Source organism: Streptomyces sp. 11x1 (assembly GCF_032598905.1).
Lineage (GTDB): Bacteria > Actinomycetota > Actinomycetes > Streptomycetales > Streptomycetaceae > Streptomyces.
On record NZ_CP122458.1, the window covers coordinates 2723866 to 2747141 of the forward strand.

Consider the following 23276-nt stretch of genomic DNA (forward strand, 5'->3'; position numbering starts at 1 on the left):
CGATGTCCGAGGCATCGGGTTGCATGGGGCCATGAGCGACGAAGACCTGCCCTCAACGGACCGCCAAGATCTGCGCACGGCCGCCGACACCGTGCTCGCCCGCCTCGTCGGCACCCCCGCGGGCTCCGCGCGGCTGCGCGAGGACCAGTGGCATGCCATCGCGGCGCTCGTCGCCGAGCAGCGCAGAGCCCTGGTGGTGCAGCGCACGGGCTGGGGCAAGTCCGCGGTCTACTTCGTCGCGACCGCGCTCCTGCGCCAGCGGGGCGCGGGCCCCACCGTCATCGTCTCCCCGCTCCTCGCCCTCATGCGCAACCAGGTGGAGGCGGCCGCCCGCGCCGGCATCCACGCCCGGACCATCAACTCGTCGAACACGGAGGAGTGGGACACCATCCGCCAGGAGGTCACGGCGGGCGCGGTGGACGTGCTCCTGGTCAGCCCGGAGCGGCTCAACAACCCGGACTTCCGTGACCAGGTCCTGCCCGAGCTGGCCGCCGCGACCGGGTTGCTCGTGGTCGACGAGGCGCACTGCATCTCGGACTGGGGTCATGACTTCCGCCCCGACTACCGCCGACTGCGCACCATGCTGGCCGATCTGCCGCCAGGTGTCCCCGTGCTGGCCACGACCGCGACGGCCAACGCGCGCGTGACGGCCGACGTGGCGGAGCAACTGGGCACGGGCGGCGGCACGGACGCCCTGGTCCTGCGTGGGCCGCTGGACCGCGAGAGCCTGAGCCTCGGCGTGCTCGAACTACCGGACGCCGCCCACCGGATGGCCTGGCTCGCCGACCACCTGGACGAGTTGCCGGGCTCCGGGATCATCTACACGCTCACCGTGGCCGCCGCCGAGGAGGTCACCGCATTCCTCCGCCAGTGTGGGCACACCGTGACGTCGTACACCGGCAAGACGGAGAACGCCGACCGGCAGCAGGCCGAGGAGGACCTGCTCGCCAACCGGGTCAAGGCGCTGGTCGCCACCTCCGCACTGGGGATGGGCTTCGACAAGCCCGACCTCGGCTTCGTGGTGCACCTCGGTTCACCGTCCTCCCCCATCGCCTACTACCAGCAGGTGGGCCGCGCGGGCCGGGGCGTCGAGCACGCCGAGGTGCTGCTGCTTCCCGGCAAGGAGGACCAGGCGATCTGGGAGTACTTCGCCTCGGTCACCTTCCCTCCGGAGGAGCAGGTGCGGCGGACCCTGGACGTCCTGGCACACGCGGAGCGACCTCTCTCCCTGCCCGCTCTCGAGCCTCTGGTGGAACTGCGCCGCTCCCGGTTGGAGACGATGCTGAAGGTCCTCGACGTGGACGGCGCGGTCCGCCGCGTCCAGGGCGGCTGGGTCGCAACCGGCGTCCCCTGGACCTACGACACCGAGCGCTACGCGTGGGTCGCCAAGCAGCGCGCGGCCGAGCAGCAGGCGATGCGTGACTACGTGACGACGACGGGCTGCCGGATGGAGTTCCTGCGGCGGCAGTTGGACGACGAGGAGGCCGCGCCGTGCGGGCGCTGCGACACCTGCGCGAAGCCCCGGTTCGCGGAGACCGTCTCCTCGGCCGCGCTGGACGCGGCGCGCGGCGAGTTGGGGCGGGCCGGGGTCGAGGTGGAGCCCCGCAAGATGTGGCCGACCGGGCTGCCGGCGGTCGGCGTCAATCTGAAGGGACGCATCCCGGCCGGTGAACAGGCCGCTCCAGGACGAGCGTTGGGGCGACTGTCTGACATCGGCTGGGGCAACCGACTGCGGCCGATGCTCGCCCCCCAGGCCCCGGACGGGCCGGTGCCGGACGATGTGGCGAAGGCGGTGGTGGCCGTACTGGCCGACTGGGCGAAGGGCCCCGGCGGCTGGGCCTCCGGCCAGGCCGACGCACCGCCCCGTCCGGTGGGTGTCGTCACCATGGCGTCCCGTACACGGCCGCAGTTGATCGGTTCCCTCGGCGCGCGGATCGCCGAGATCGGCCGAATGCCCCTGCTGGGCTCGGTGGCGTACACCGGCGCGGTCTCCCAGGTCACCCGGAGCAACAGCGCACAACGCCTCAAGGCGCTCGACGGGGCACTGACCGTGCCCCCTGAACTGGCCGCCGCTCTCGCGGAGGCGGACGGGCCCGTGCTGCTGGTCGACGACGCCACGGAGACCGGCTGGACGCTCGCGGTCGCCACGCGCGTGCTCCGGCGCGCGGGCGCGCAGGGGGTGCTCCCGCTCGTTCTCGCCGTCCGGGGGTGACCGACCGTCAACCGCGCGTGAGCCCCGTGCCGCTTGGGCGTTGCGAACGCGTCCCATGCGCAGGGATATAAGCGGTGGATCACCACAAAACTGTCAGTGGCCCCAATTGCTCGTTGCCGCAACCAACTTCGCCAGGAAGAATTGGAGTCCGCTCCCCGCACGGCCCACTCGTTCATCGGTAGGGCTTCTGCTGCGGCGTGCGCTCCCCAAGTCCGACCCCCGCCCCGCTGTGTGGGCGCGTAGCCGAAGGGAGGATCGTGACCTTCGGATTCGCTCCGTCCTCGGCGGCCTCCGTGTCGACCTCTGCCGACCTCTCCGCCACTTCCGCCAACCGGTTGCTCGAGCCCGCGGAATGGGCCGCCGCCGGGATTCCGCTGCTGCGCAATCCCCGGGAGGTCGTCAGCGGGCTGCACGCGCGGCATCAGCCCCGGCCCACGACGGCGGTCGTCGCCGTCCTGGATCCGGACGAGCGGCTGATGGCGAGCGCCTCGTTCGTCCGGCGCCCGACCCCAGCCGACGGGTGGATGTTCCGCAACGCCCTCCTCGCGCAGCTGCGCAGGGTCATTCCGCATGATCTGCGCCGGCGCACCCCGGTGCGTACGGCCGTGCTGCTCTACTGCCGTGACGGCGACGCGCGTTGGACGGAGGAGGACGGGGCGTGGATGTGGGGGCTGCGGGACGCCTGCACCCTGCACGGGCTGCGCTGCGGGGCGTACATCACGCTGACACGTGACGGCTGGCAGGTCATCGGCGAGGGCCGGGGTGGCCGTCGGCCGCACGCAGACTCACCGGCCGAGCCCTTCGCCACGGCCGTCGCGCCGCCGCCCATACCCCGCACCGGTGGCGTCGCGTCGGAGGTACTGCGCCGAGCCGCGGCGCGCTGAGCCGCAGCCCCTGGACCGCTTCGGCACGCCCGGCCCGAACACCGCGAACGCCCGCCCTCACCCTCCGCGAAGCCACGGGGGGTGAGGCAGCACCGCCCTCGCCTCGCGGCACCGCACCGCACCGCACCGCACCGATAAGCAGAGCCGCGGCAGCGCGGGAGCGGCAGCGCGGCGGAACCGGCCGCCGACGTCCGACGCAGCGCCCCCGGACACGCCGAAACACCCCGCAGGCACGCCGAAGCGCCCCGTCACGGGGTGTGGCCGCAGTGTCGCCCGGATCGTTCGCGGGCAGACACGGCTCCCCGGCGGGCCCTCGCGGGCCGACCGGGGCCAGGTCCGCAGTCGCTCAGACTCCGGCGCCCAGCACCGAGTTGATCGTCTGCGGGTCGCCGCACACGATCAACAGGGCCCGGGCCCGGCCGAGGGCCTTGGGGAGCGCCTGGGCGGTGACGGCATCGGTTCCGCCGTTGACGGCGACCACGACGACGGGACGCGGCGCGGCCCGGTCGGTGGCCGAGGCATCGGCGTAGAAGACGTCGTCGCCCGCGTCGTGCTGCGCCCAGTAGGCGGCCTCGCCGAAGGAGAGCTCGTGGTCGGCCCACGGGTGCGACTCGCCGGTGGTGATCACCAGCACGTCACCGGGGGCACGGCCCGACTCCAACAGCAGGTCGACGGCTTCTTCGGCGGCGTCCAGCGCGCCCTCGGCCGAGGCCGGGATCAGCTGGATCTGCGGGGTTGCGGCAGGGGCGGACGGCCCGGGCTTGGCCGCGGCGTGAGCCGCGCGCTGAGCCGGCACCGGCCGGGCAGGCCCCGGACGACCAGGACGCGGTGGAGCCGCGGGACGGGGACCGGGTACGGGACGGGGGGTCGGCGCGACCCGGCCGCTGGCCGGAGTGGCACGCGGGCCCTGGGCACTCTCGTGAATCTGAGGCTCCTCGGGAATGAGAGGCATGAGCTGATTTTTATCAAACGCTGGTGCGACTCGCGTCGGCGGGTGGCACATGAGTGCGAACGGATCCGTCAGAAATCGAAGCCGAGCTGACCCTCGATCTCCGGAACGCTTCCGTCCGCCCAGGTGCGGGCCTTCTTGAGGTGCCGCCACTGGGGCAGCGCATCAAGATACGCCCACGACAACCGGTGGTACGGGGTGGGGCCCCGCTCCGCCAGCGCGGCCTTGTGGACAGGCGACGGATACCCGGCGTTGGCCGCGAAACCGAAGTCTGCATGGTCGACACCCAGTTCGGCCATCATTTTGTCGCGCTGAACCTTGGCGATCACCGAGGCGGCCGCGACGGCGACACAGGACTGATCGCCCTTGATCACCGTCCGAACCCGCCAGGGTGACCCCAGGTAGTCGTGCTTGCCGTCGAGGATGACCGCGTCGGGCCGCACCGGAAGGGCCTCCAGGGCCCGCACGGCGGCCAGCCGCAGCGCGGCCGTCATACCCAGGTCGTCGATCTCCTCCGGAGAGGCGTGACCGAGGGCGTGCGAGGTGACCCACTTCAGCAGTTCCTCGGCGAGCGACTCGCGTCGCTTGATCGTCAGGAGCTTGGAGTCGGTGAGGCCCTCGGGCGGTCGACGCAGTCCGGTGACCGCCGCGCAGACGGTGACGGGACCGGCCCAGGCTCCGCGCCCCACCTCGTCGACACCGGCGATGACCTTCGCTCCGGTCGTGGCACGCAGAGAGCGCTCGACGGTGTGGGTTGGTGGTTCGTACGGCATGGCACCCTTAGCCTACGCCGCCCTCGTCCCCGCGCGACACCCAGGTTTCCCGGGGCAACCTGAGCCCCTTCGCCGTGCCCGCCCGGGCGCCTCACCGGCAGAGCAGCGGAACCATCAACTGGTCGATCATCTCCTCGATGTCCCGCTCACTCCATTCGCTCCCGCACATCTTCGAGCGATACATCATCATGGCCGGAATCACGTCGAAGACATAGCCGTTGACCGCGTCGGGGCGCACCTCACCCCGCCTGATTCCACGCTCCACGACCTCGCGCAGCAGCTTGACCGTCGGCTCCACAACACCCTCAATGATCACACCGTGGAAGCGTTCGGCCTGGATGGTGTCGCATTCGTGAATCACCGAACGCAGAGCGAACCCGGGACGCGAGAACATCGCCTCACGGGCCTGACGGCACAGCGCCAACAGATCCTCGCGCACGTTCCCGAGGTCGGGCGCCTCCTCGAAACGCGGCAGCCCCGCCTGCAGGGCATCGGCGACGAGGTCCTCCTTGGAGGGCCAGCGGCGATAGACCGCCGCCTTGCCCGTCTGTGCGCCCGCGGCGACCCCCTCCATGGTGAGGCCGCTCCAGCCGACCGTGCTGAGCTGCTCCAGCGCCGCGTCGAGGATGGCGCGCTCGAGCACGGCGCCGCGCCGGCGCGGGGAGACCGTCGGGGCAGGAGCGGCCGTCCAGCGCGAAGTGACCATCTGTGTTTCTCCGTTGAGCCAGGGGGCGGGGGTGCCGAAAGCGGAAGCGGACGGACGACGCGCACCACGGCGGCGACTTCAATGAACGCTTGCGTTCACTAAGGGGGACTCACTACCGTGGACGCGTCAGTGAACGCGAGCGTTCACTAAGGCACTTGTGGGGGACCCATAGTGACAACCTCTCCGTTGATTCAGGATCAGAAGCCGGGAGCCGCCCGCCGGGAGGGGCGTCCCGGCATCGCACTCACCGTCATCGCGGCCTGCCAACTCATGGTGGTACTCGACGCGACGATTGTGAACATCGCGCTCCCGCACATTCAAGACGCGCTCAAGTTCAGCACCACCGACCTGACATGGGTGGTCAGCGCCTACACGCTGACCTTCGGCGGTCTGCTCCTCCTGGGCGGCCGGGCCGGTGACATCCTCGGCCGCCGCCGGGTGTTCATGACCGGAATCCTCGTCTTCACCCTCGCCTCGCTGCTCGGCGGCCTCGCCCAGGAACCCTGGCAGCTGCTCGCGGCCCGCGCGCTGCAGGGCGTCGGCGGGGCGATCGCCTCGCCCACCTCGTTGGCGCTCATCACGACGACCTTCCCCGAAGGGCCCGAGCGGAACCGGGCGTTCGGCGTCTTCGCAGCGGTCTCCGCCGGTGGCGGCGCCATCGGCCTGCTCGCGGGCGGCATGCTCACCGAGTGGCTCGACTGGAGGTGGGTACTGTTCGTCAACGTGCCCATCGGTGTGCTGATCGCCGTCCTCACCCCGATGTACATCAGCGAGTCCGAGCGGCACCCGGGACGGTTCGACATCGCGGGCGCGCTCACCTCCACCGCAGGTATGGCCTCGCTGGTCTACGGATTCATCCGCGCGGCGGAGGACGGTTGGCGCGACGGCCTGACCATCGGTTCCTTCACGGCCGCGGTGGTCCTCCTGCTGCTGTTCGGCCTGATCGAGAGGCGCGCCAAGGAGCCCATCACCCCGCTGCGTATGTTCACCGACCGCAATCGCTCGGGCACGTACGTGATCATGCTGAGCCTCGCGGCGGCGATGTTCGGGATGTTCTTCTTCATCGTGCTGTTCGTGCAGAACGTGCTGCGCTACACCCCGATCGAGGCCGGTCTGGCCTTCCTCCCGGTGACCGTCGCGATCGTCACCGGTGCCGGTCTGTCCCAGCGGTTCCTGCCGGTGCTCGGCCCCAAGCCGTTCATGGTGGTCGGCTCCACGCTCGTGGTGCTCGGTCTGACCTGGCAGACTTTCATCAGCCCCGACAGTTCCTACGTCAGTGGCGTGCTCGGTCCGATGGTGGTGTTCGGCTTCGGCATGGGCCTGAACTTCGTGACCCTCACCCTGACCGCGGTCTCGGGGGTGGCCCCTCACGAGGCGGGCGCGGCGTCCGGGCTGCTCAACGTCACGCAGCAGGTGGGCGGTTCGCTCGGCCTGTCCATCCTCACGACGGTCTTCGGTACGGCCAGCCGCGACGAGGCGGAGAAGCAGGTCCAGCTCTTCATGTCCCAGGCAACGGACGCGCAGAAGGCCGAGTTCGCCAAGACCCAGCAGCTGCCGGCTCCCTGGAGCCACGAGGTGCTCTCGCAGGGCATCTCGACGGCTTTCATACCCGCTGTCGCGATGGCCGTCCTCGCCCTGGCCACCGCCCTCGTGGTGATCAGGGTCCGCAAGAGCGACCTGGAAGCCCTCTCCGGCGCGGCCGGACCCACCGCCGGAGGCTGACGGGACGGTCAAGGAAGCGGCCGCACACCAGCCGGATACGCACGGGAGAGCGTGGAGCCGACCGCGCGCCAGCCGGACCACGCCGCCCGAGGGACCGTATCCCCGGAAGCTCACCAGCCGGACCACGCCCGGGGAACCGTAGACCCGGGCGTGGTCCAGCCGTGTGCGGGCCCGCGACGACTGTCAGCGGTAGTACTCCGGTCCCAGCTCATCGCACGCCGGTCCGCTCGCGCCCCCCGTCGGCGGACGCTCCTCCAGGATGCGCCTGGCCTCGGCCTCGCCCCAGCTCGTGGCGTACCAGGGAACGTGGCGCCGCTCGTCCAGTTCCTCCTTGATGCTCCACAGCGAGCACGACCTCATGGGCTCCTCCAGCCGGTCCAGGGCGGGCACCGCGTCGGCGGACAGGCCTTTGGCGTAGGGGAGGTCGAAGCGACCCGTGGTCTCGTACCGCTCGACGTTGCGCTCGGCGATCAGCCCGTCCGGCGACACCAGCCCGAACGCGAGCACCACCGCGACCGCACTGGCCGCGACGGCGCGCGGCAGCCATCGGGCGCCCCACACACCGGCGGCCATGATGAGCACGATGACCAGGCCGAGCCAGAGTTCCATGGTCAGCACCGAGATCCTCAGTCGCGTCAGCCCATACGCCTCCACGTACATGTCCATGCGCCGCACCGCGGAGGCCACGACGACGAGGGCCAGGGCGCACAGCGTTCCCAGGACCCCGCGCACGAGCGTCCGGTCGCTCGGGCGGGTGCGCGGGGCCCAGCGCAGGGCGATCACGATGACCAGCAGGGTGAGCAGCGTGGCCATGAGCAGCTGCCAGAAGCCCTGGCGCGCGTACTGCGCGTAGGTCTGGCCGGTCTCCTTCAGGACGGCGTCGTAGCCGCCGAAGAGCACGGCGAGCTGAACGGCGTTGAAGACGGCGAAGAGCCCGATCAGTCCGACCAGGGGCAGCGCCCACTCGACACGGCCGCGGGCGCGGCCGACCGGCACCTGGAGGCGGTCCCATCGGGCGGGTGCGGCCGCCGTACGGGCCGCCGCGAGGGTGCCGAACAGGCCCAGCGCGAGAAGCAGGAACCTCCAGGGGCCGTCGGTCACGGAGACGTCGGGCACCAGGGCGCCGAGCAGATCGGCGAAGGCCGCGTCGGCACCGGCGAACAGCGCACCGAAGACGAAGAGGAGGATCGCGGCGACGACGAACGCCCTCAGCAGAGGCGCCAGGCGGCCGCGATTGCCGCCCATCCGCTCGCGCAGACCCTGCCAGGCCCAGGCCGGTCCGGTGACCAGCGAGGTGAACACTCCGACGGGTCCGAGCAGGACGGCCGGCCAGGTGCGGCCGCCGTGCAGGGCCAGTGAGCCCGCCGCGAACGCGGTGACGACGGCGAGGAACGAGGGCCACTCCGCGGCGCGCAGTGCGGGCACGGCCAGCAGCGCGAGTCCTCCGGCGCCCCAGACGAGGGCCCAGGGACGCGGACGTCGCCCCGCGCGACGGCCCGCGGCGTACACGGCGAGCGCGGCGGGCACGGCGACGAAGAGCAGGTTGATCGCCAGCCCGTCGCCCAGCAGCACCATGCTGAGCAGGCCGGTCGCCAGGGCCGCCCACAGGGTCGCGGTCCTGATCGGCGCGGGATCACCGGGGCCGAAGTCGATCAGTGGCGATGAGGGCGGTGGTCCGGGCGGTGAGGGCGCTGGTCGGGACGGTGTGCGCGCTGGTCCGCCCGGTATGGGTTCGGGCCTGTCCGCCTTGCCCTCCGGTGTGGCGTCCGCGGAGGCAGTCGGCCGGCCGCTGTCCTTCCCGGTCCCCGCGCGGGCCCTCGGCGGCGGGCCTTCGGGTTCTGGCGTGGCTGGTGCTGACGGTGTCTCGGACATGGGACCCCCTCCCCCGACCGGCCCGCGTCGCCACCGTACGCAGCGCGCGGCTGCGGCAGAGGGCTCGTGACCGGTACCTCGTCGCCGCGTCTCGTCATGATCAACAGGCAGCGTGGCGGACAGGGTATGCCGCAGGTGAGCTCACGGGGTCGGCCCGGGAGCGCACTGTGTCACTCCTGTGACAGTCGAGGTGCTTGGGATCGAAGAGACCGGGGCAGCGCATCCGCTGCCTCCCGACGCCTCTCAGGCCGCGGTCGGCCCCTGTCGCCCCCGGTCGGTCATCCCACCTGGAGCCAGTCCGGGAACGCCTCCGTCCGCCGCGTCCAGGCCTCGGGGGGTGCCCCGGCCTTCCCGGAGGCGACCACTCCGCCGACGATGGCACAGGTCGTGTCGACGTCACCGCCCACCTGGGCCGTCGTCCAGAAGCCCCGCTCGTAGTCACCGAGGGCGCGTGCCGCCGACCAGAGCGCGAACGGCACGGTGTCGTGCGCCGTCGTACGCCGTCCGCAGCCCAGGACGGCGGCGACGGTGCCCGCGTCGGCGTAGTCGAGCATGTCCCGCGCGCGCCGCAGGCCCGCGCCGACGGCGCTCTTCGGGACGAGGGCGATGACCCCGTCCAGCAGATCGCCGGGGCTCGGCGGTCCGGCGGGATCGGCCGCGAGGGCCGCGGCAGCGGCGACGGCCATGGCACCGACGACGGCCTCACGGTGCTGGTGCGTGGGGTAGGCAGAGATCTCCGCCTGGTGGGTGGCCTGCTCGGGGTCGTTGGCGTACCAGGCGCCCAGCGGAGCGATCCGCATGGCCGCGCCGTTGCCCCAGGATCCCTGCCCGTTGAAGAGCGCGGAGGCCAGCTCACGCCAGTCGCCGCCTTCGCGGACCAGCCGCAGCAGGCGGTTGACCGCGGGCCCGTAGCCCCGGTCGAAGTCATGGTGCACGGCGAAGGAGCGGGCGAGTTCGTCCTGGTCGATCCGGTGGTGGGCCGCGAGGACAGCCACCACGGAGCAGGCCATCTCGGTGTCGTCGGTCCACTGCCAGGGGCCGGGCGGGGTCTCGCGGTGCTTGAGCAGCGGGTAGTTCACGGGCACGAAGTACTGCGAGCCCAGCGCGTCCCCCACCGCGAGTCCACGCAGGCTGGAGAGGGCCCGTTCGAGGGGGCCGTGAGGAGAGGAGTCAGCGGTCATCGCCCTGCCACTCTAACTGGTGGCCCCGTACGACTCCGGGTCCCGCCAGCGGTCGAACGGCCGGTCGAGCGCGTACTTGCCGTCCTCCCCGAGAACGAGCATCCGCATCTCCGCGTTCCCGGGGTTCGACAGCGACTCGAACTCCGCGACCGTCCAGTGGAACCAGCGCATGCAGAAGAGACGCATGGCGAGCCCATGGGTGACCAGCAGGACGTTCGGCGGGTGGTCGGGGTCCTCGAAACTGCGGAAGAGGCTCTCCAGGAAGCCACCGACCCGGTCGTAGACGTCGGCGCCGGACTCCCCCTGCGCGAAGCGGTAGAAGAAGTGGCCGTAGGCGTCCCGGTAGGCCTTCTGGAGGCGGACGTCGTCCGGGTCCTGCCAGTTCCCCCAGTCCTGCTCGCGCAGCCGTGGCTCCTCGCGCACCCGCACCTGCTCGGGGTTCAGGTGAAACGCCTGGAACGTCTCGTGCGTTCGGCGATAAGGGGAGACGTAGACGCTGACGCGCTCGCGGCCGACGACGTCGCGGATGTGCTTGCCGGTCTCCTCCGCCTGCTGCCAGCCGAGGTCGGTGAGCGCGAGGGCGTGGTCGGGCTCGCGCTCGTACACGGTGTCATCAACATTGCCCGTTGACTCGCCGTGTCGGACAAGGATGATGCGCCGTGGTCGTGCCATGCCAAGACCCTAAGGGGGACGAGGGCGGATCGAGCACTCGTCCGGGTGCCATACGGCGTAGGTCACACGGCTCCCGCCCGCCGACCTTCAAGGTTTGAAGATCAAACTCGCCGGAGTTGGAATCTCAAACCGTCCAGCTCGGCTCCAGCTCCACAATGTCACCGGTCATGGCGGCGACATCGGCCTCGATCTGCGCCCGAAGGGCGAGGCGCTCGATGCGTTCGACGCGGTACTTGCCGTGCTCGGCCGCCGACTGCCACATGGAGAGGATCATGAACTCGTGAGCGGGGGCCTCACCGAAGAGGCCGCGCACCATGCCCGGGGAGCCGGCCATCGCGGGGTTCCAGACCTTCTCCTGCATCAGCGCGAAGTGCTCGGCCCGCTCCTCGTGGACACGGCAGTGCGCCACCCGCACCAGATCGGCATCCGTGAAGCGCGGCTCGAATCCGGTCTTCACGTCGAACCGGTGGTCGAAGAGCTTCGCCTGCATGTCCTTGAAGGTGCCCGACTGCGACGCGGCGAGCCGGTCGTGGGAGCGCGCCATGAAGGAGTCGTAGAAGGCACGGCTCTCCCAGAAGGAGAAGATGTGCGCCACACCGGCCCGCCCCCGGCTCCAACCCCCGCCCTGTCCACGGAATCCCGGCTCCCCCAGTAGCCCCGCCCACTTTCGCTGCCCCCGTTCGAAACCGCGGCGGTCCACCACGGTGCAGCGAATCCACTTGACCAGCACCGCGCCATGGTAAGGCCACGGAACGTGGCGGCGGTCACTCTCCGGCCGGTTGCACCCGGGCGAGCGCCCCGGCGCGCATGCGAGGATGGACAACTGGCCTGGACCGCCAGGCAGTTCGGCCCGCACGCACAGAAGAGGGGGAGGGAGTTCTGTTGAACGGCCTCAACAAGGGCATCCGCAAGGTAGAAGTGTCGCTCAAGTGGGACCCGAGTCCTGCCGGACAGCCGCCGACGGATCTCGACATCGTCGCGGCCCCCTATCTGGCGACCGATCCGACCGGCAGCCCCGCCTACGTCGTGCACTTCGACAGCCGCTCACCCGACGGCACCATCACCCTCAACCGTGACAGCAAGACCGGCCAGGGCTTCGGCTGGGACGAGGTCATGACGGTCGAACTGAACCGCCTCGACAGCCGGTACGGCCGGGTCGTGATCGGCGTCGCCATACAGCAGGGATCGGGCCCGAGGACCTTCGCCGAGGTCACCAGGCCCGCTCTGCGCATCCGTGAGGACTACACCGTCCTGGCGGAGGACGACTTCGGCGGCGTCCTCGGCTCGACCGCCGCGACCGTCGCCGAGTTCGTCCGCGACACCACCGGCGAATGGACCTTCCACCCGGGCATCACCGGCTTCGACGAGGACCCGGCGACCTTCGCCCGCGTCATGGGCGGCCCGCGAGAGGCCTGACCCTCACTCCCACTCGGGCACCGGGGGCGACATGTCAGCTTGATCGCCACGGCAGCGGAAGGGGGGGAGCCGGCCTGTCGCCGACTCCCCCCTTCCGGCAGTCACTTCACGCCCGGAAGGCGCTCACGTTCAGCTGCAGCCGCTCGTCGAACCGCAGCCCTCGCAGATGTAGCAGGAGCCGGCCCGCTGCATCTTCGTACCGCAGGAGAAGCACAGCGGGGCGTCCGCATGGATGCCCAGCTGCATCTCCACCAGTTCGGCGCTGGTGTGGGCCTGCTTCGGGGCGGGCACGGCCACCTCGGCTCCGGCCTTCGGGGTGGCGACGGCCTTCAGGTCCGTCTGCCGCGGGGCCGACTGCGCCAGGCCCTCGACGTCGACGTCCTCCTCGGTGGGCTCGTACGAGCCGGTCTCCAGGTGGCGCTGGCGCTCCTCGGCGGAGTGGATGCCGAGCGCGGAGCGCGTCTCGAAGGGCAGGAAATCGAGCGCCAGGCGGCGGAAGATGTAGTCGACGATCGACTGCGCCATCCGCACGTCCGGGTCGTCCGTCATGCCGGCCGGCTCGAAGCGCATATTGGTGAACTTCGAGACGTACGTCTCCAGCGGAACGCCGTACTGGAGGCCGACGGAGACCGCGATGGAGAAGGCGTCCATCATGCCCGCGAGGGTCGACCCCTGCTTCGACATCTTCAGGAAGACCTCGCCGAGACCGTCGTCAGGGTAGGAGTTGGCGGTCATGTAGCCCTCGGCGCCGCCGACCGTGAAGGAGGTCGTGATGCCGGGACGGCCCTTCGGGAGGCGCTTGCGGACCGGGCGGTACTCGACGACCTTCTCGACCGCGGTACGGATCGTCTCCTCGGCCTTCTCGGTGATCTCCGCCTTCTCCGTCTCCTTGGTCTTCGCGGAGAGCGGCTGGCCGACCTTGCAGTTGTCGCGGTAGATCGCCAGGGCTTTGACGCCCAGCTTCCAGGCCTCGAAGTAGATCTCCTCGACCTCCTCGACGGTCGCCGTCTCCGGCATGTTGACCGTCTTGGAGATGGCGCCGGAGATCCACGGCTGAATCGCGGCCATCATGCGGACGTGCCCCATCGGGGAGATGGCACGCTCGCCCATGGCGCAGTCGAAGACCTCGTAGTGCTCCTGCTTGAGACCCGGGGCATCGATCACATTGCCGTGGTCGGCGATGTGGGCGACGATCGCCTCGATCTGCTCCTCCTGGTAGCCCAGGCGGCGCAGGGCCTGTGGGACCGTTCCGTTGACGATCTGCATCGAGCCGCCGCCGACCAGCTTCTTGAACTTGACCAGCGCCAGGTCGGGCTCGACACCGGTGGTGTCGCAGGACATGGCGAGGCCGATGGTGCCGGTCGGCGCGAGCACGGACGCCTGCGAGTTGCGGAAGCCGTTCTTCTCGCCGAGGCGGATCACGTCCTGCCATGCCTCGGTGGCGGCGGCCCACACCGGGGTGTCCAGATCGTCCATGCGGACGGCCGTGCCATTGGCGTCGGAGTGCTGCTTCATCACGCGGTTGTGGGCGTCCGCGTTGCGGGCGTAGCCGTCGTACGGGCCGACGACCGCGGCCAGTTCGGCGGAGCGCTTGTACGCCGTGCCGGTCATCAGCGAGGTGATGGCGCCGGCGAGGGCGCGGCCGCCGTCGGAGTCGTACGCGTGACCGGTCGCCATCAGCAGGGCGCCGAGGTTGGCGTAGCCGATGCCGAGCTGGCGGAAGGCGCGGGTGTTCTCGCCGATCTTCTGGGTCGGGAAGTCGGCGAAGCAGATGGAGATGTCCATCGCCGTGATGACCAGCTCGACGACCTTGGTGAAGCGCTCGACCTCGAAGGACTGGTGACCGAGGCCGTCGTCCTTGAGGAACTTCATCAGGTTCAGCGAGGCGAGGTTGCAGGACGTGTTGTCCAGGTGCATGTACTCGCTGCACGGGTTGGAGGCGGTGATGCGGCCGGACTCCGGGCAGGTGTGCCAGTTGTTGATCACACCGTCGTACTGGATGCCCGGGTCGGCGCATGCCCACGCGGCCTCGGCGAGCTTGCGGAACAGCGCCTTGGCGTCGACCTTCTCGATGACCTCGCCGGTCATACGGGCGCGGAGGCCGAACTCGGTGCCGTTCTCCACGGCCGTCATGAACTCGTCGTTCACGCGGACCGAGTTGTTGGCGTTCTGGTACTGGACGGACGTGATGTCGTCGCCGCCCAGGTCCATGTCGAAGCCCGCGTCGCGCAGGGCGCGGATCTTCTCCTCCTCCTTCACCTTGGTGGCGATGAAGTCCTCGACGTCCGGGTGGTCCACGTCCAGGACGACCATCTTGGCGGCGCGACGGGTGGCACCGCCCGACTTGATCGTTCCTGCGGAGGCGTCGGCACCGCGCATGAAGGAGACCGGACCGGAGGCGTTGCCGCCGGAGGAGAGCAGCTCCTTGGAGGAACGGATGCGGGAGAGGTTCAGGCCGGCGCCGGAGCCGCCCTTGAAGATCATGCCCTCTTCCTTGTACCAGTCGAGGATCGACTCCATGGAGTCGTCGACGGCCAGGATGAAACAGGCGGAGACCTGCTGGGGCTGCGGCGTGCCCACGTTGAACCACACGGGGCTGTTGAAGCTGAAGATCTGGTGCAGGAGGGCGTACGCCAGTTCGTGCTCGAAGATCTCGGCGTCGGCGGGCGAGGCGAAGTACTTGTTCTCCTCACCGGCCTTCGTGTACGTCTTCACGATGCGGTCGATCAGCTGCTTCAGGCCGGTCTCGCGCTGCGGGGTACCCACGGCACCGCGGAAGTACTTGCTGGTGACGATGTTGACCGCGTTCACCGACCAGAAGTCGGGGAACTCGACGCCGCGCTGCTCGAAGTTGACCGAGCCGTCGCGCCAGTTGGTCATGACGACGTCACGCCGCTCCCAGACCACCTCGTCGTACGGGTGCACGCCGGGGGTGGTGTGGATGCGCTCGATACGCAGGCCCTTGCTCGCCTTGGTGCCCTTGGCGCGGGAACTCCGTGCCGGACCGCTCGCCGTCTCTGTCATGCCGCCTCCCTGTACGGGCGAAAACGCCCTGAAGTGCCACGCTGTTCCCGTGACACGGTGTTCTGTCTTGTGTCGCGACCCGACTGACACAGCCGTTCGCGACAGGCCTGGATCGCCGCCGGTCGTCCGGACCACCCACTGGTCCGGCGGTGCGGCCCGCCGTCAGTCGGCGGCGTTGGCGGGCACCGGGACCTGAACAGTCCCTCCGGACCCGCGGTCGCTCTCCACCCGTCCCCCGGCCGCGCTCTCGACGTCCTCGTCGTGCGCGTCGGGGCGCTTCCCCTGCTCTTCCCTGAGTTCCGCGATCGCGGCCTCGAAGTCCTCCAGCGAGTCGAACGCCCGGTAGACGCTCGCGAACCGCAGGTAGGCGACGAGGTCGAGTTCCTGCAACGGGCCGAGTATGGCCAGCCCCACGTCATGGGTGGTCAGCTCGGCGCTTCCGGTCGCACGCACCGCCTCCTCGACCCGCTGGCCGAGCTGGGCGAGCGCGTCCTCGGTGACAGGCCTGCCCTGGCACGCCTTGCGGACGCCATTGATGACCTTGGTACGGCTGAAGGGCTCGGTCACGCCGGACCTCTTGACCACCATCAGCGAGCACGTCTCCACCGTCGTGAAACGACGGGAGCAGTCGGGACACTGGCGGCGCCTGCGGATCGACGTGCCGTCGTCCGTCGTACGACTGTCGACGACGCGGCTGTCGGGGTGCCTGCAGAAGGGACAGTGCATAACTCCAACCCTCCTCACAGCACGACTCAATAAGCCCCACGAGCCACTTGGGCCCCGCGGAAGCAGCCCCAAGCATAGGGGATGACCATGAGCCCGAGGACCCGGGGGACCACAACTTCTGGGCCGTTGCAGAAATCCAAGCACTAGATGTAGGGCTTGGCATGTAAATCCCCCCACGGCGCGCGTGTCGCGCACGTATGGGCATGTGCCGGACGAGCAGTCCGTCGCGGAGCGCGTCCGCGCCGTCGCGGAGCGGACGCGGGCAGGGCGGGGCGCCATGAGAAAGGGGTCGGTACCCGGTCGACGGAGTACCGGATGGCAGACTGGGCCGTGCGGCGACAGCGGCCCACAAGGCCCCTCGCCCCGGCGGTGAAGAGTACAGCAATCAACGCTTTTGTCCGTCGGAGCCGCCCGCTCTACACCCGGACACATGGTCACGTCAGGTAATTCACGGTTTTTCACTCGAACGTGTGTTTGGCGCAACCTTTCGAAAGCAACTACCGTTGTGCTGCACGGGAGACCATCGAGAGGGGCCGACGTGACCACCACCGCTGACAGTGCCACCATCACTGCCCAGGACCGCTCCCAGAGCCGATTCGAGCCGGTGCATGCGATGAACGAAGCCACGAATCATGAAGGGCCCAAGCGCGCCCTGCCCGGCCGACCTCCAGGCATCAGGGCGGACAGCTCCGGGCTCACCGACCGGCAGCGCCGGGTCATCGAGGTGATCAGGGACTCGGTGCAGCGGCGCGGATACCCGCCGTCGATGCGGGAGATCGGCCAGGCGGTCGGCCTGTCCAGCACGTCCTCCGTGGCGCACCAGCTGATGGCACTGGAGCGCAAGGGCTTCCTGCGCCGGGACCCGCACCGTCCGCGTGCGTACGAGGTCCGGGGCTCCGACCAGGCCTCGGCGCAGCCGACGGACACGGCAGGCAAGCCGGCCGCTTCGTACGTGCCGCTCGTCGGCCGCATCGCCGCCGGTGGCCCGATCCTCGCCGAGGAGTCCGTCGAGGACGTGTTCCCCCTTCCCCGCCAGCTGGTGGGCGACGGCGAGCTCTTCGTCCTGAAGGTCGTCGGCGACTCCATGATCGAGGCGGCGATCTGCGACGGCGACTGGGTGACGGTCCGCCGCCAGCCCGTCGCGGAGAACGGGGACATCGTGGCCGCCATGCTGGACGGCGAGGCCACCGTCAAGCGCTTCAAGCGCGAGGACGGCCATGTCTGGCTGCTCCCGCACAACGCCGCCTACGAGCCCATCCCGGGTGACGACGCGACCATCCTCGGCAAGGTGGTGGCCGTTCTGCGCCGCGTCTGACACCCAGCGGCGGACGGTTGCCCGTGCCCGTCCCCGCCCCTGATCCGGGCCCCGGAATCCACTGCGCCGGTTCCGGGGCCCTGGGCTGTCCAGGGCCCACCCGGACGCCACGGCCCGAGGCTTGGCCCGCGCGCGACGGCCGGTGACCTGTCCCTTCGCCATGGGGACAGGTCACCGGCCGTTCGTCATGCCTCCGCCTTCACCGCTTCTTCCCGCTGCTCCGCCTCTTCCCGGTCCTTCGCGGCGGTGTCGATCGCGGCGAGCGACCTGCGGACCTGGTTACGGTCCGTCGTGTACCAGAAGTCGGGCAGTGAGGCCTTCAGATAGCTGCCGTACCGCGCGGTCGCGAGCCGTTGGTCCAGTACAGCGACCACACCACGGTCCCCCTGCGCCCTTACGAGACGGCCGGCGCCTTGCGCCATCAGCAGAGCCGCGTGTGTGGCGGCGACCGCCATGAAGCCGTTGCCGCCCGCCTCCTCGACGGCCTTCTGGCGAGCGCTCATCAGCGGGTCGTCGGGGCGAGGGAACGGGATCTTGTCCATCACGACCAGCTGGCAGCTGGGACCAGGCACGTCCACGCCCTGCCAGAGCGAGAGGGTGCCGAAGAGACAGGTCTTCGGGTCGGCCGCGAAGCCCTTGATCAGCTCCCCGAGCGTCTCCTCCCCCTGCAGCAGGATCGGGTACTCGGGGATGCGGACGCGCAGCTCCTCCGCCGCCAGCTGGGCGGCCCGCATCGACGAGAACAGTCCGAGCGTCCGGCCGCCGGCCGCCTGGATCAGTTCCATGAGCTCGTCCAGCATGTCCGCCCGGTCGCCGTCCCGCGCGGGACGTGAAAGATGCTTGGCGACGTAGAGGATGCCCTGCCTCGGGTAGTCGAACGGCGATCCGACGTCCACGCCCTTCCACTGTGGAAGGGCGTCGCCCTGGGCGCCCTCGGGGGCCAGTCCCAGCGAAGCCCCGACCCCGTTGAAATCGCCGCCCAGCTTGAGTGTGGCGGAGGTCAGGGTGACGGAGCGGTCCGCGAAGAGCTTCTCCCGGAGCAGACCCGAGACGGACATCGGGGCGACGCGCAGGGACGCGCCGAAACGGTCATGGCGTTCGTACCAGACGACGTCCCACTCCGAGCCGTTGCTGATCCGCTCCGCCACGTCGTGCACGCTCTCCACGGCTGCCAGAGCCTGCTTGCGGACGGCGTCCTCGTCCTGGACGGACTTGTCGCGGGTGCTGCCGATTGCCGAGATCACCGCGCGAGCGGCATCGCGCAGCGCCATCAGGACGTACGCCAGATCCTCTGGGATCTCTTCCAGCCGGCCCGGAAGAGCAAGCTCCATGATCCGCTCGAACCCCTCGGCGGCGGTCTGGAGCTGGTCCGCGACCTTCTCGTTCACGAGCTTCGCCGCCCGTTTCACGGCGCGGTTGACCTGGCCCGGAGTGAGTTCGCCGGTCGCCACGCCGGTCACCCGGGAGACGAGTTCGTGCGCCTCGTCCACGATCAACACCTCGTGCTGCGGGAGAACCGGAGCACCCTCGATGGCGTCGATCGCGAGCAGCGCGTGGTTGGTGACGACGACCTCGGAGAGCTTGGCCCGCTCCCGGGCCATCTCGGCGAAGCACTCGGCGCCGTACGCGCACTTCGTGGCGCCCAGGCATTCTCTGGACGACACCGAGATCTGTGCCCAGGCGCGGTCGGACACTCCTGGGGTGAGGTCGTCCCGGTCGCCGGTCTCGGTCTCCTGCGACCAGTCCCGCAGCCTCAGCAGGTCCTGGCCCAGCTTGCTGCTGGGGGCGGCCGCCTCGAACTGGTCGAAGAGGCCCTCCTCCTCGTCCTGCGGTACGCCTTCGTTCAGCCGGTGCAGGCACAGATAGTTCGACCGGCCCTTGAGCATCGCGAACTCCGGGCGGCGGCGCAGGAGGGGGTGCAGCGCGTCGACCGTTCTCGGCAGGTCCCGCTCCACGAGCTGCCGCTGGAGGGCGAGGGTCGCCGTGGCGACGACGACACGCTCTCCCTGGGCGAGCGCGGGCACCAGATACCCGAGGGACTTGCCGGTGCCGGTGCCTGCTTGGACCAGCAGATGGGAGCCGTCGTCGATCGCCTCCGCGACGGCTTCGGCCATGGTCACCTGGCCGGGGCGCTCCGTGCCGCCGACAGCGGTGACGGCTGCGTGCAGGAGTTCGTGGAGTGAGGGCTTCGTCATAGCGCGACCACCCTACGGGCCACCACTGACAAACGGGTGATCGCGGCGGACGCGTGGGGCCTGGGAGGCGGGATCAAGGCGTCTTCTCTTCGACTGGACGGGACGGTCTCGGAGCCCGGACATCGAGTCGAGACGAGTCTGGGCGGGGCAGGGCGATCGGACCGGGAACCGGAGCGGCTCGTGCGGTGTACCAGAAATGACGGCGTCACAGCAGATCCACATCGGATCTACATCAGATCGCGCAGCAGCCGGTCCCTGCACATGAGGGCGGCCCGCTTGTCGGGCAGGTCGACCTCGGTGGCGTACCGGAAGCCCGCGCTGAGGAAAGCGGAGACGGAGGGGAAGTTGCGCAGGTCGGGTTCCGCGACGACGCGGGCACAGGAAGGTCTTCTGTCGAGGACGAGATCGGCGACGGCGCGGAGCAGGGTGGAGCCGAGACCGCGCCCACGCTGGGCCACTGGTCCGATGAGCAGATGGATCCCGGTGTCGTGGGGACGGGCGGGGTAATGGCGGGCGAGGGGGTCGAGATCCGCCCGGTAGATCTCCCAATAGCTCACCGGGGCTCCGTTCAGCAGTCCGAGACAGGGCATGCTGCGGCCGTCCCCGTCGAGCTGGGCACGTAGGTGGTTCGCGGTCACGTCCTCGGCTCCGCCGAGCTTCCAGTAGGAGTCCACGGCCGAGTCGTTCATCCAGCGGGAGATCAGCGGGACGTCCCGTCCGAGGCGCACGGGGACGAGGTGCAGCGTGCCTGCCGGGGTGGCGACCGGCCCCCAGTCCGCGAGGTGGTCGAGCAACTCGCCGTCGGCCGGGCGTCCCCTCTGCCCCGCGTCGGTACCGCCGTCGCACGGGTCGGTGTCCTCGGAGTCGAAGGTGTCCTCGGATCCGGTGTCCTCGGACAGGAGCGCGAGGAAGTCGTCGGTCAGGCGCAGTTCGAGGGTGTCCTCGTTCCCGGGGGCCGAGGCGGTGCCGGTGTCGGTGTCGGTGTCGGTGGTCGCGTGGGTGCTCGCGTCGGTGGGAGGCACGGCGACGCTCCTCTCAGGAGATCGGGTGGGTCATGTTCCTCGGAACTGAAGGGAGTCGGACTACACGGACGAGTGGGCTGGACCGCAGTACGGAGGAGGAGCGGCCGGTCATGGAAGGAGGGGGTTGGTGAGAGTGACGTAGACGGACTGGGTGTCGACAGGACCGACGAGTTCATCGAGGCCGTGGAGGCGGGTCAGCAGGTTGGCCTTGCAGCGCAGGACGGGTGAGTCGAGCAGTCGGGCGGGCAGGGTGGTGTTCAGCCGGGCGGGACCGGTGGCCACATCCGCGAGGAAGCGGCGGAAGGCGGCGAGCAGGAGCCGCTCGTCGCCGAGGCGCTGGGAGCCGAAAGCACCGATGAGACCGAACACGTTGTTGATGCCGAGGTAGTAGGCGAATCGTTCGTCGGTGACCTCGTCGGAGACGAACGTGTCGCTGCGCTCGCCGATGCCGGGCAGCCGGGATCGGAGGTCCGCACGGCGGGACTCACGGAAGTAGTAGCCCTGGTTGTCGCGGAACCTTCCGCCGATGGGCCAGCCGTCGGGGTCCAGTAGGACGAGCGTGTTCTGCTGGTGCGCTTCGAGGGCGATCCCGGCCTCACTGTCGAGCCACAGCACGGGCCGCACGACGTGTTCCAGGTAGCGCAGGAACCACTCGACGGCTACGGCTCCCCGGGAACGCCCGGTCCGCCCGGCGAGACGGTTGACGACCTCCTCAAGCCGCGACCGCATGAGGAGGCGCTCGTCGGGGTGGCCTTCGCCATCGGGGTACGGCCGGGGTGCCACGAGGCCCGCGACGCAGGACGCGTCGTCCGCCGGGCCGAACGGGTTGTGCCGGATGACCACGTCCAGGCCCACCAGGGGGTCGCCGTCCGGTGCGGTGCCCGCCAGCCAGGCCGGGTCGCGGACGATGTCGAACCCGGGATGGGCCGCCTGCCACCGCTCGGCCAGGCCGGTGCGCAGCAAGCGGTGCACCTCGACACCGCGATGGAGTTCCTTGCGGAGGTTCTCACGGCGGGAGTTGGTGATGCGCAGGCCCAGAGAGAGCTTCAGCATCGCGGGGGCACCGGTGCGGTGAACGGTGCGGACGGAGGAGGTGGGGTGCCAGGGAGCGCCGTGCGGGCCCAGGTCGCGCAGCAGGCCGGCGTCGAGCAGCGCGGCGACGGCCGGGCGGTGGCGGACCTCGCGGAGCTGCCAGGGGTGCAGGGGTAGGGCGGTGAAGCCGTCGGGGAGTGGCAGGTCCGGCCCGGCCAGCCGCGCGGTCAGACGGCCGGCGGGGACGACACGGCCGCGCTCGGTCCACGCCGAGTCGGTCGACAGGACGGAGGGTGCGACCGCCATCCAGTGCAGGGGGAAGGAGCCACGCAGTTCAGGTGAGTACAGGCGCGCTTCGGCCTCGGAAAGCCCTTCCCTGCTCTTCGGGGTGGGGTGGAGGGGATGGCCGAGGAGGAGGGCCTGCTCGGCGGCCAGGAACCGGGCGGGGTCGTCGGCGGGTTGAGCACGGCGCTCGGTGATGAACAGAGCGACCTGGCGGGCGGAGTCGGCGACACTCCCCACCAGGTCCAGTGGGTCGCGCTCGATGTGCGGGGTGGGCTGGATGTGCGGGGTGGGCGCGGCCCTGGGTCGGGGTCGGGGCCGGGGGGTTGTTCCCCGCGTGCCTCCTGCGGTCGCCTCGCGGGTCAGCAGGACCGCGAGCGTGACCGCGTCGACAGGGGGTGCGGTGTCGGGGGCGCCGGCGAGGTGGGGGCGGCCGAAGCGGTGCCAGCCGGTGGGAGACCAGTAGCGCACCGGCGCGAGGAGGGTCGTGCCGGTGGCGGGGAGAGGGATGTGGAGGACGCCGCCGTGGTCTTGGGGAGGGGTGAGGTCGTGTTCGCGTACCCAGCAGCGCAAGAGGTTCTCGGCCGCTGCCGCCTGTGCGGCGGTGTGCGGGTCGGGGTGGTGCAGGAGGTCGGCGTCGGTGCCGAGGTCGGGGTCGGGCGAGGTCGTAAGGGCCCGGCCGCTGTCCGTGTCCTGGCGTGGGGCCGGGCAGCCGCGCTCGTGGCTCGGCCCCGTCGGGTGGTCGGGAAGCACGGGTCGGCGAGGGACTGGCTGGGCGGGGCACGGTACCTGCGCGGGCACGCCGGGGTGGGGGCCAGCTTGGTGCCGCGGTGGGTCCAGCAGGCTGGCCCCCGGTTCCGTCAGGCAGCTGTCCCGCTCGACTTGACTGGGCCCAAGTTCACCCGGCTCGACCTGGCTGGGCCCGTGCTGCCTCGGCTCGGCCTGGGTGGGCCCGGGCTCACTCGGCTCGACGTGCGCGGGTCGCCGCTGTCCCGGCTCGGTCTGGCCGGGCGATGGTTCGGAGCGGCCTGGCAGCGGTGGTTCAGCGCTCAAGGGGCCGGAGGGCTGAGGGACGTGGGCTTCCGGGGAGCGGTGGTGGGTGCGGGCCCCGGGGGCGGGCGGCGGGTTCACGGCGGTTCCTGGGGTTGCTCGTGCGGGAGGGCAGTCGCGGGTTCGTACCGGCGAGCGGAGGTGAGGCGGGTGTTGGAGGGGAGCAGGCGTGGGGAGCGGTGGTGGGGCCGTGCCGTGGGTGGGTGGCTGGTTGGGGCGTGGCGGGGTGGGCGGTCGTGGGGG

Annotated in this window: 17 protein-coding genes; 5 read left to right on the top strand and 12 right to left on the bottom strand. The window is 70.5% G+C overall.

Annotated elements, in window-relative coordinates; translation table 11 throughout:
- Nucleotides 1-31: 31 nt before the first annotated feature.
- Together P8T65_RS11875 and P8T65_RS11880 are read left to right on the top strand one after the other, a co-directional pair.
- Nucleotides 32-2212, top strand: a complete 2181-nt coding sequence (locus P8T65_RS11875) for a RecQ family ATP-dependent DNA helicase (protein ID WP_316725376.1) — start codon at nt 32-34, stop codon at nt 2210-2212.
- A gap of 257 nt (nt 2213-2469) precedes the next feature.
- On the top strand, nt 2470-3096 hold the full coding sequence (locus P8T65_RS11880; RefSeq protein WP_316725377.1) for a hypothetical protein: 627 nt from the start codon (nt 2470-2472) through the stop codon (nt 3094-3096).
- Nucleotides 3097-3442: 346 nt separating this feature from the next.
- On the opposite strand, the gene P8T65_RS11885 is transcribed toward P8T65_RS11880, so the two are convergent.
- From P8T65_RS11885 to P8T65_RS11895, 3 genes are all read right to left on the bottom strand, one after another.
- Nucleotides 3443-4048: a hypothetical protein gene (locus tag P8T65_RS11885; protein WP_184900140.1), complete on the bottom strand. Its 606-nt coding sequence runs from the start codon at nt 4046-4048 to the stop codon at nt 3443-3445.
- A gap of 68 nt (nt 4049-4116) precedes the next feature.
- Nucleotides 4117-4818 carry a ribonuclease HII gene (locus P8T65_RS11890; protein ID WP_184900137.1) on the bottom strand — a complete coding sequence of 234 codons (702 nt, stop codon included), beginning with the start codon at nt 4816-4818 and terminating at the stop codon, nt 4117-4119.
- Nucleotides 4819-4909: 91 nt separating this feature from the next.
- The gene (locus P8T65_RS11895; protein ID WP_316725378.1) at nt 4910-5524 is read right to left on the bottom strand and encodes a TetR/AcrR family transcriptional regulator; all 615 of its coding nucleotides are present in this window, start codon (nt 5522-5524) and stop codon (nt 4910-4912) included.
- A gap of 171 nt (nt 5525-5695) precedes the next feature.
- Here P8T65_RS11895 and P8T65_RS11900 point away from each other — a divergent pair, with 171 nt between their 5' ends.
- Complete coding sequence (locus tag P8T65_RS11900; protein WP_316725379.1) at nt 5696-7246, top strand: MFS transporter; 1551 nt, start codon at nt 5696-5698, stop codon at nt 7244-7246.
- A 183-nt stretch (nt 7247-7429) separates the two neighbouring features.
- On the opposite strand, the gene P8T65_RS11905 is transcribed toward P8T65_RS11900, so the two are convergent.
- From P8T65_RS11905 to P8T65_RS11920, 4 genes are all read right to left on the bottom strand, one after another.
- The gene (locus P8T65_RS11905; RefSeq protein ID WP_316731554.1) at nt 7430-8902 is read right to left on the bottom strand and encodes a DUF4173 domain-containing protein; all 1473 of its coding nucleotides are present in this window, start codon (nt 8900-8902) and stop codon (nt 7430-7432) included.
- Nucleotides 8903-9396: 494 nt separating this feature from the next.
- Nucleotides 9397-10299: an ADP-ribosylglycohydrolase family protein gene (locus P8T65_RS11910; protein WP_316725380.1), complete on the bottom strand. Its 903-nt coding sequence runs from the start codon at nt 10297-10299 to the stop codon at nt 9397-9399.
- Nucleotides 10300-10311: 12 nt separating this feature from the next.
- The gene (locus tag P8T65_RS11915; RefSeq protein WP_184900129.1) at nt 10312-10971 is read right to left on the bottom strand and encodes a histidine phosphatase family protein; all 660 of its coding nucleotides are present in this window, start codon (nt 10969-10971) and stop codon (nt 10312-10314) included.
- Between the two features lie 124 nt (nt 10972-11095).
- Nucleotides 11096-11701, bottom strand: coding sequence for a YdbC family protein (locus P8T65_RS11920; RefSeq protein ID WP_184900127.1), 606 nt, complete (start codon nt 11699-11701; stop codon nt 11096-11098).
- A 77-nt stretch (nt 11702-11778) separates the two neighbouring features.
- Between P8T65_RS11920 and P8T65_RS11925 the strand changes: the two genes are divergently transcribed.
- Entirely contained in the window at nt 11779-12387 is a 609-nt protein-coding gene (locus P8T65_RS11925) for a TerD family protein (protein ID WP_316725381.1), read from the top strand.
- Nucleotides 12388-12516: 129 nt separating this feature from the next.
- Here P8T65_RS11925 and P8T65_RS11930 read toward each other — a convergent pair whose 3' ends face one another.
- A complete protein-coding gene (locus P8T65_RS11930; protein ID WP_316725382.1) occupies nt 12517-15411 on the bottom strand; it encodes a vitamin B12-dependent ribonucleotide reductase in 2895 nt (964 codons plus the stop codon).
- A 162-nt stretch (nt 15412-15573) separates the two neighbouring features.
- A complete protein-coding gene (gene nrdR, locus P8T65_RS11935) occupies nt 15574-16137 on the bottom strand; it encodes a transcriptional regulator NrdR (protein ID WP_230212771.1) in 564 nt (187 codons plus the stop codon).
- 538 nt (nt 16138-16675) lie between these two features.
- Here nrdR and lexA point away from each other — a divergent pair.
- Nucleotides 16676-17452, top strand: coding sequence for a transcriptional repressor LexA (gene lexA, locus P8T65_RS11940; protein ID WP_316725383.1), 777 nt, complete (start codon nt 16676-16678; stop codon nt 17450-17452).
- Nucleotides 17453-17637: 185 nt separating this feature from the next.
- Here lexA and P8T65_RS11945 read toward each other — a convergent pair whose 3' ends face one another.
- The 3 genes from P8T65_RS11945 to P8T65_RS11955 form a co-directional block, all read right to left on the bottom strand.
- Nucleotides 17638-19647, bottom strand: coding sequence for an ATP-dependent DNA helicase (locus tag P8T65_RS11945; RefSeq protein WP_316725384.1), 2010 nt, complete (start codon nt 19645-19647; stop codon nt 17638-17640).
- Nucleotides 19648-19874: 227 nt separating this feature from the next.
- The gene (locus P8T65_RS11950) at nt 19875-20669 is read right to left on the bottom strand and encodes a GNAT family N-acetyltransferase (RefSeq protein WP_316725385.1); all 795 of its coding nucleotides are present in this window, start codon (nt 20667-20669) and stop codon (nt 19875-19877) included.
- A gap of 108 nt (nt 20670-20777) precedes the next feature.
- Nucleotides 20778-22736 (bottom strand): IucA/IucC family protein, encoded by a 1959-nt coding sequence (locus P8T65_RS11955; protein ID WP_399098768.1) that lies wholly within the window; start codon nt 22734-22736, stop codon nt 20778-20780.
- Between the last annotated feature and the right edge of the window lie 540 nt (nt 22737-23276).

Bases quoted from the DNA above. Each gene is read 5' to 3' on its own strand.
- P8T65_RS11885 (WP_184900140.1), bottom strand. From the start codon at position 4,048: ATGCCTCTCATTCCCGAGGAGCCTCAGATTCACGAGAGTGCCCAGGGC.
- nrdR (WP_230212771.1), bottom strand. From the start codon at position 16,137: ATGCACTGTCCCTTCTGCAGGCACCCCGACAGCCGCGTCGTCGACAGT.
- P8T65_RS11890 (WP_184900137.1), bottom strand. From the start codon at position 4,818: ATGCCGTACGAACCACCAACCCACACCGTCGAGCGCTCTCTGCGTGCC.
- P8T65_RS11875 (WP_316725376.1), top strand. From the start codon at position 32: ATGAGCGACGAAGACCTGCCCTCAACGGACCGCCAAGATCTGCGCACG.
- P8T65_RS11925 (WP_316725381.1), top strand. From the start codon at position 11,779: ATGCGAGGATGGACAACTGGCCTGGACCGCCAGGCAGTTCGGCCCGCA.
- P8T65_RS11910 (WP_316725380.1), bottom strand. From the start codon at position 10,299: ATGACCGCTGACTCCTCTCCTCACGGCCCCCTCGAACGGGCCCTCTCC.
- P8T65_RS11945 (WP_316725384.1), bottom strand. From the start codon at position 19,647: ATGACGAAGCCCTCACTCCACGAACTCCTGCACGCAGCCGTCACCGCT.
- P8T65_RS11895 (WP_316725378.1), bottom strand. From the start codon at position 5,524: ATGGTCACTTCGCGCTGGACGGCCGCTCCTGCCCCGACGGTCTCCCCG.
- P8T65_RS11930 (WP_316725382.1), bottom strand. From the start codon at position 15,411: ATGACAGAGACGGCGAGCGGTCCGGCACGGAGTTCCCGCGCCAAGGGC.
- P8T65_RS11915 (WP_184900129.1), bottom strand. From the start codon at position 10,971: ATGGCACGACCACGGCGCATCATCCTTGTCCGACACGGCGAGTCAACG.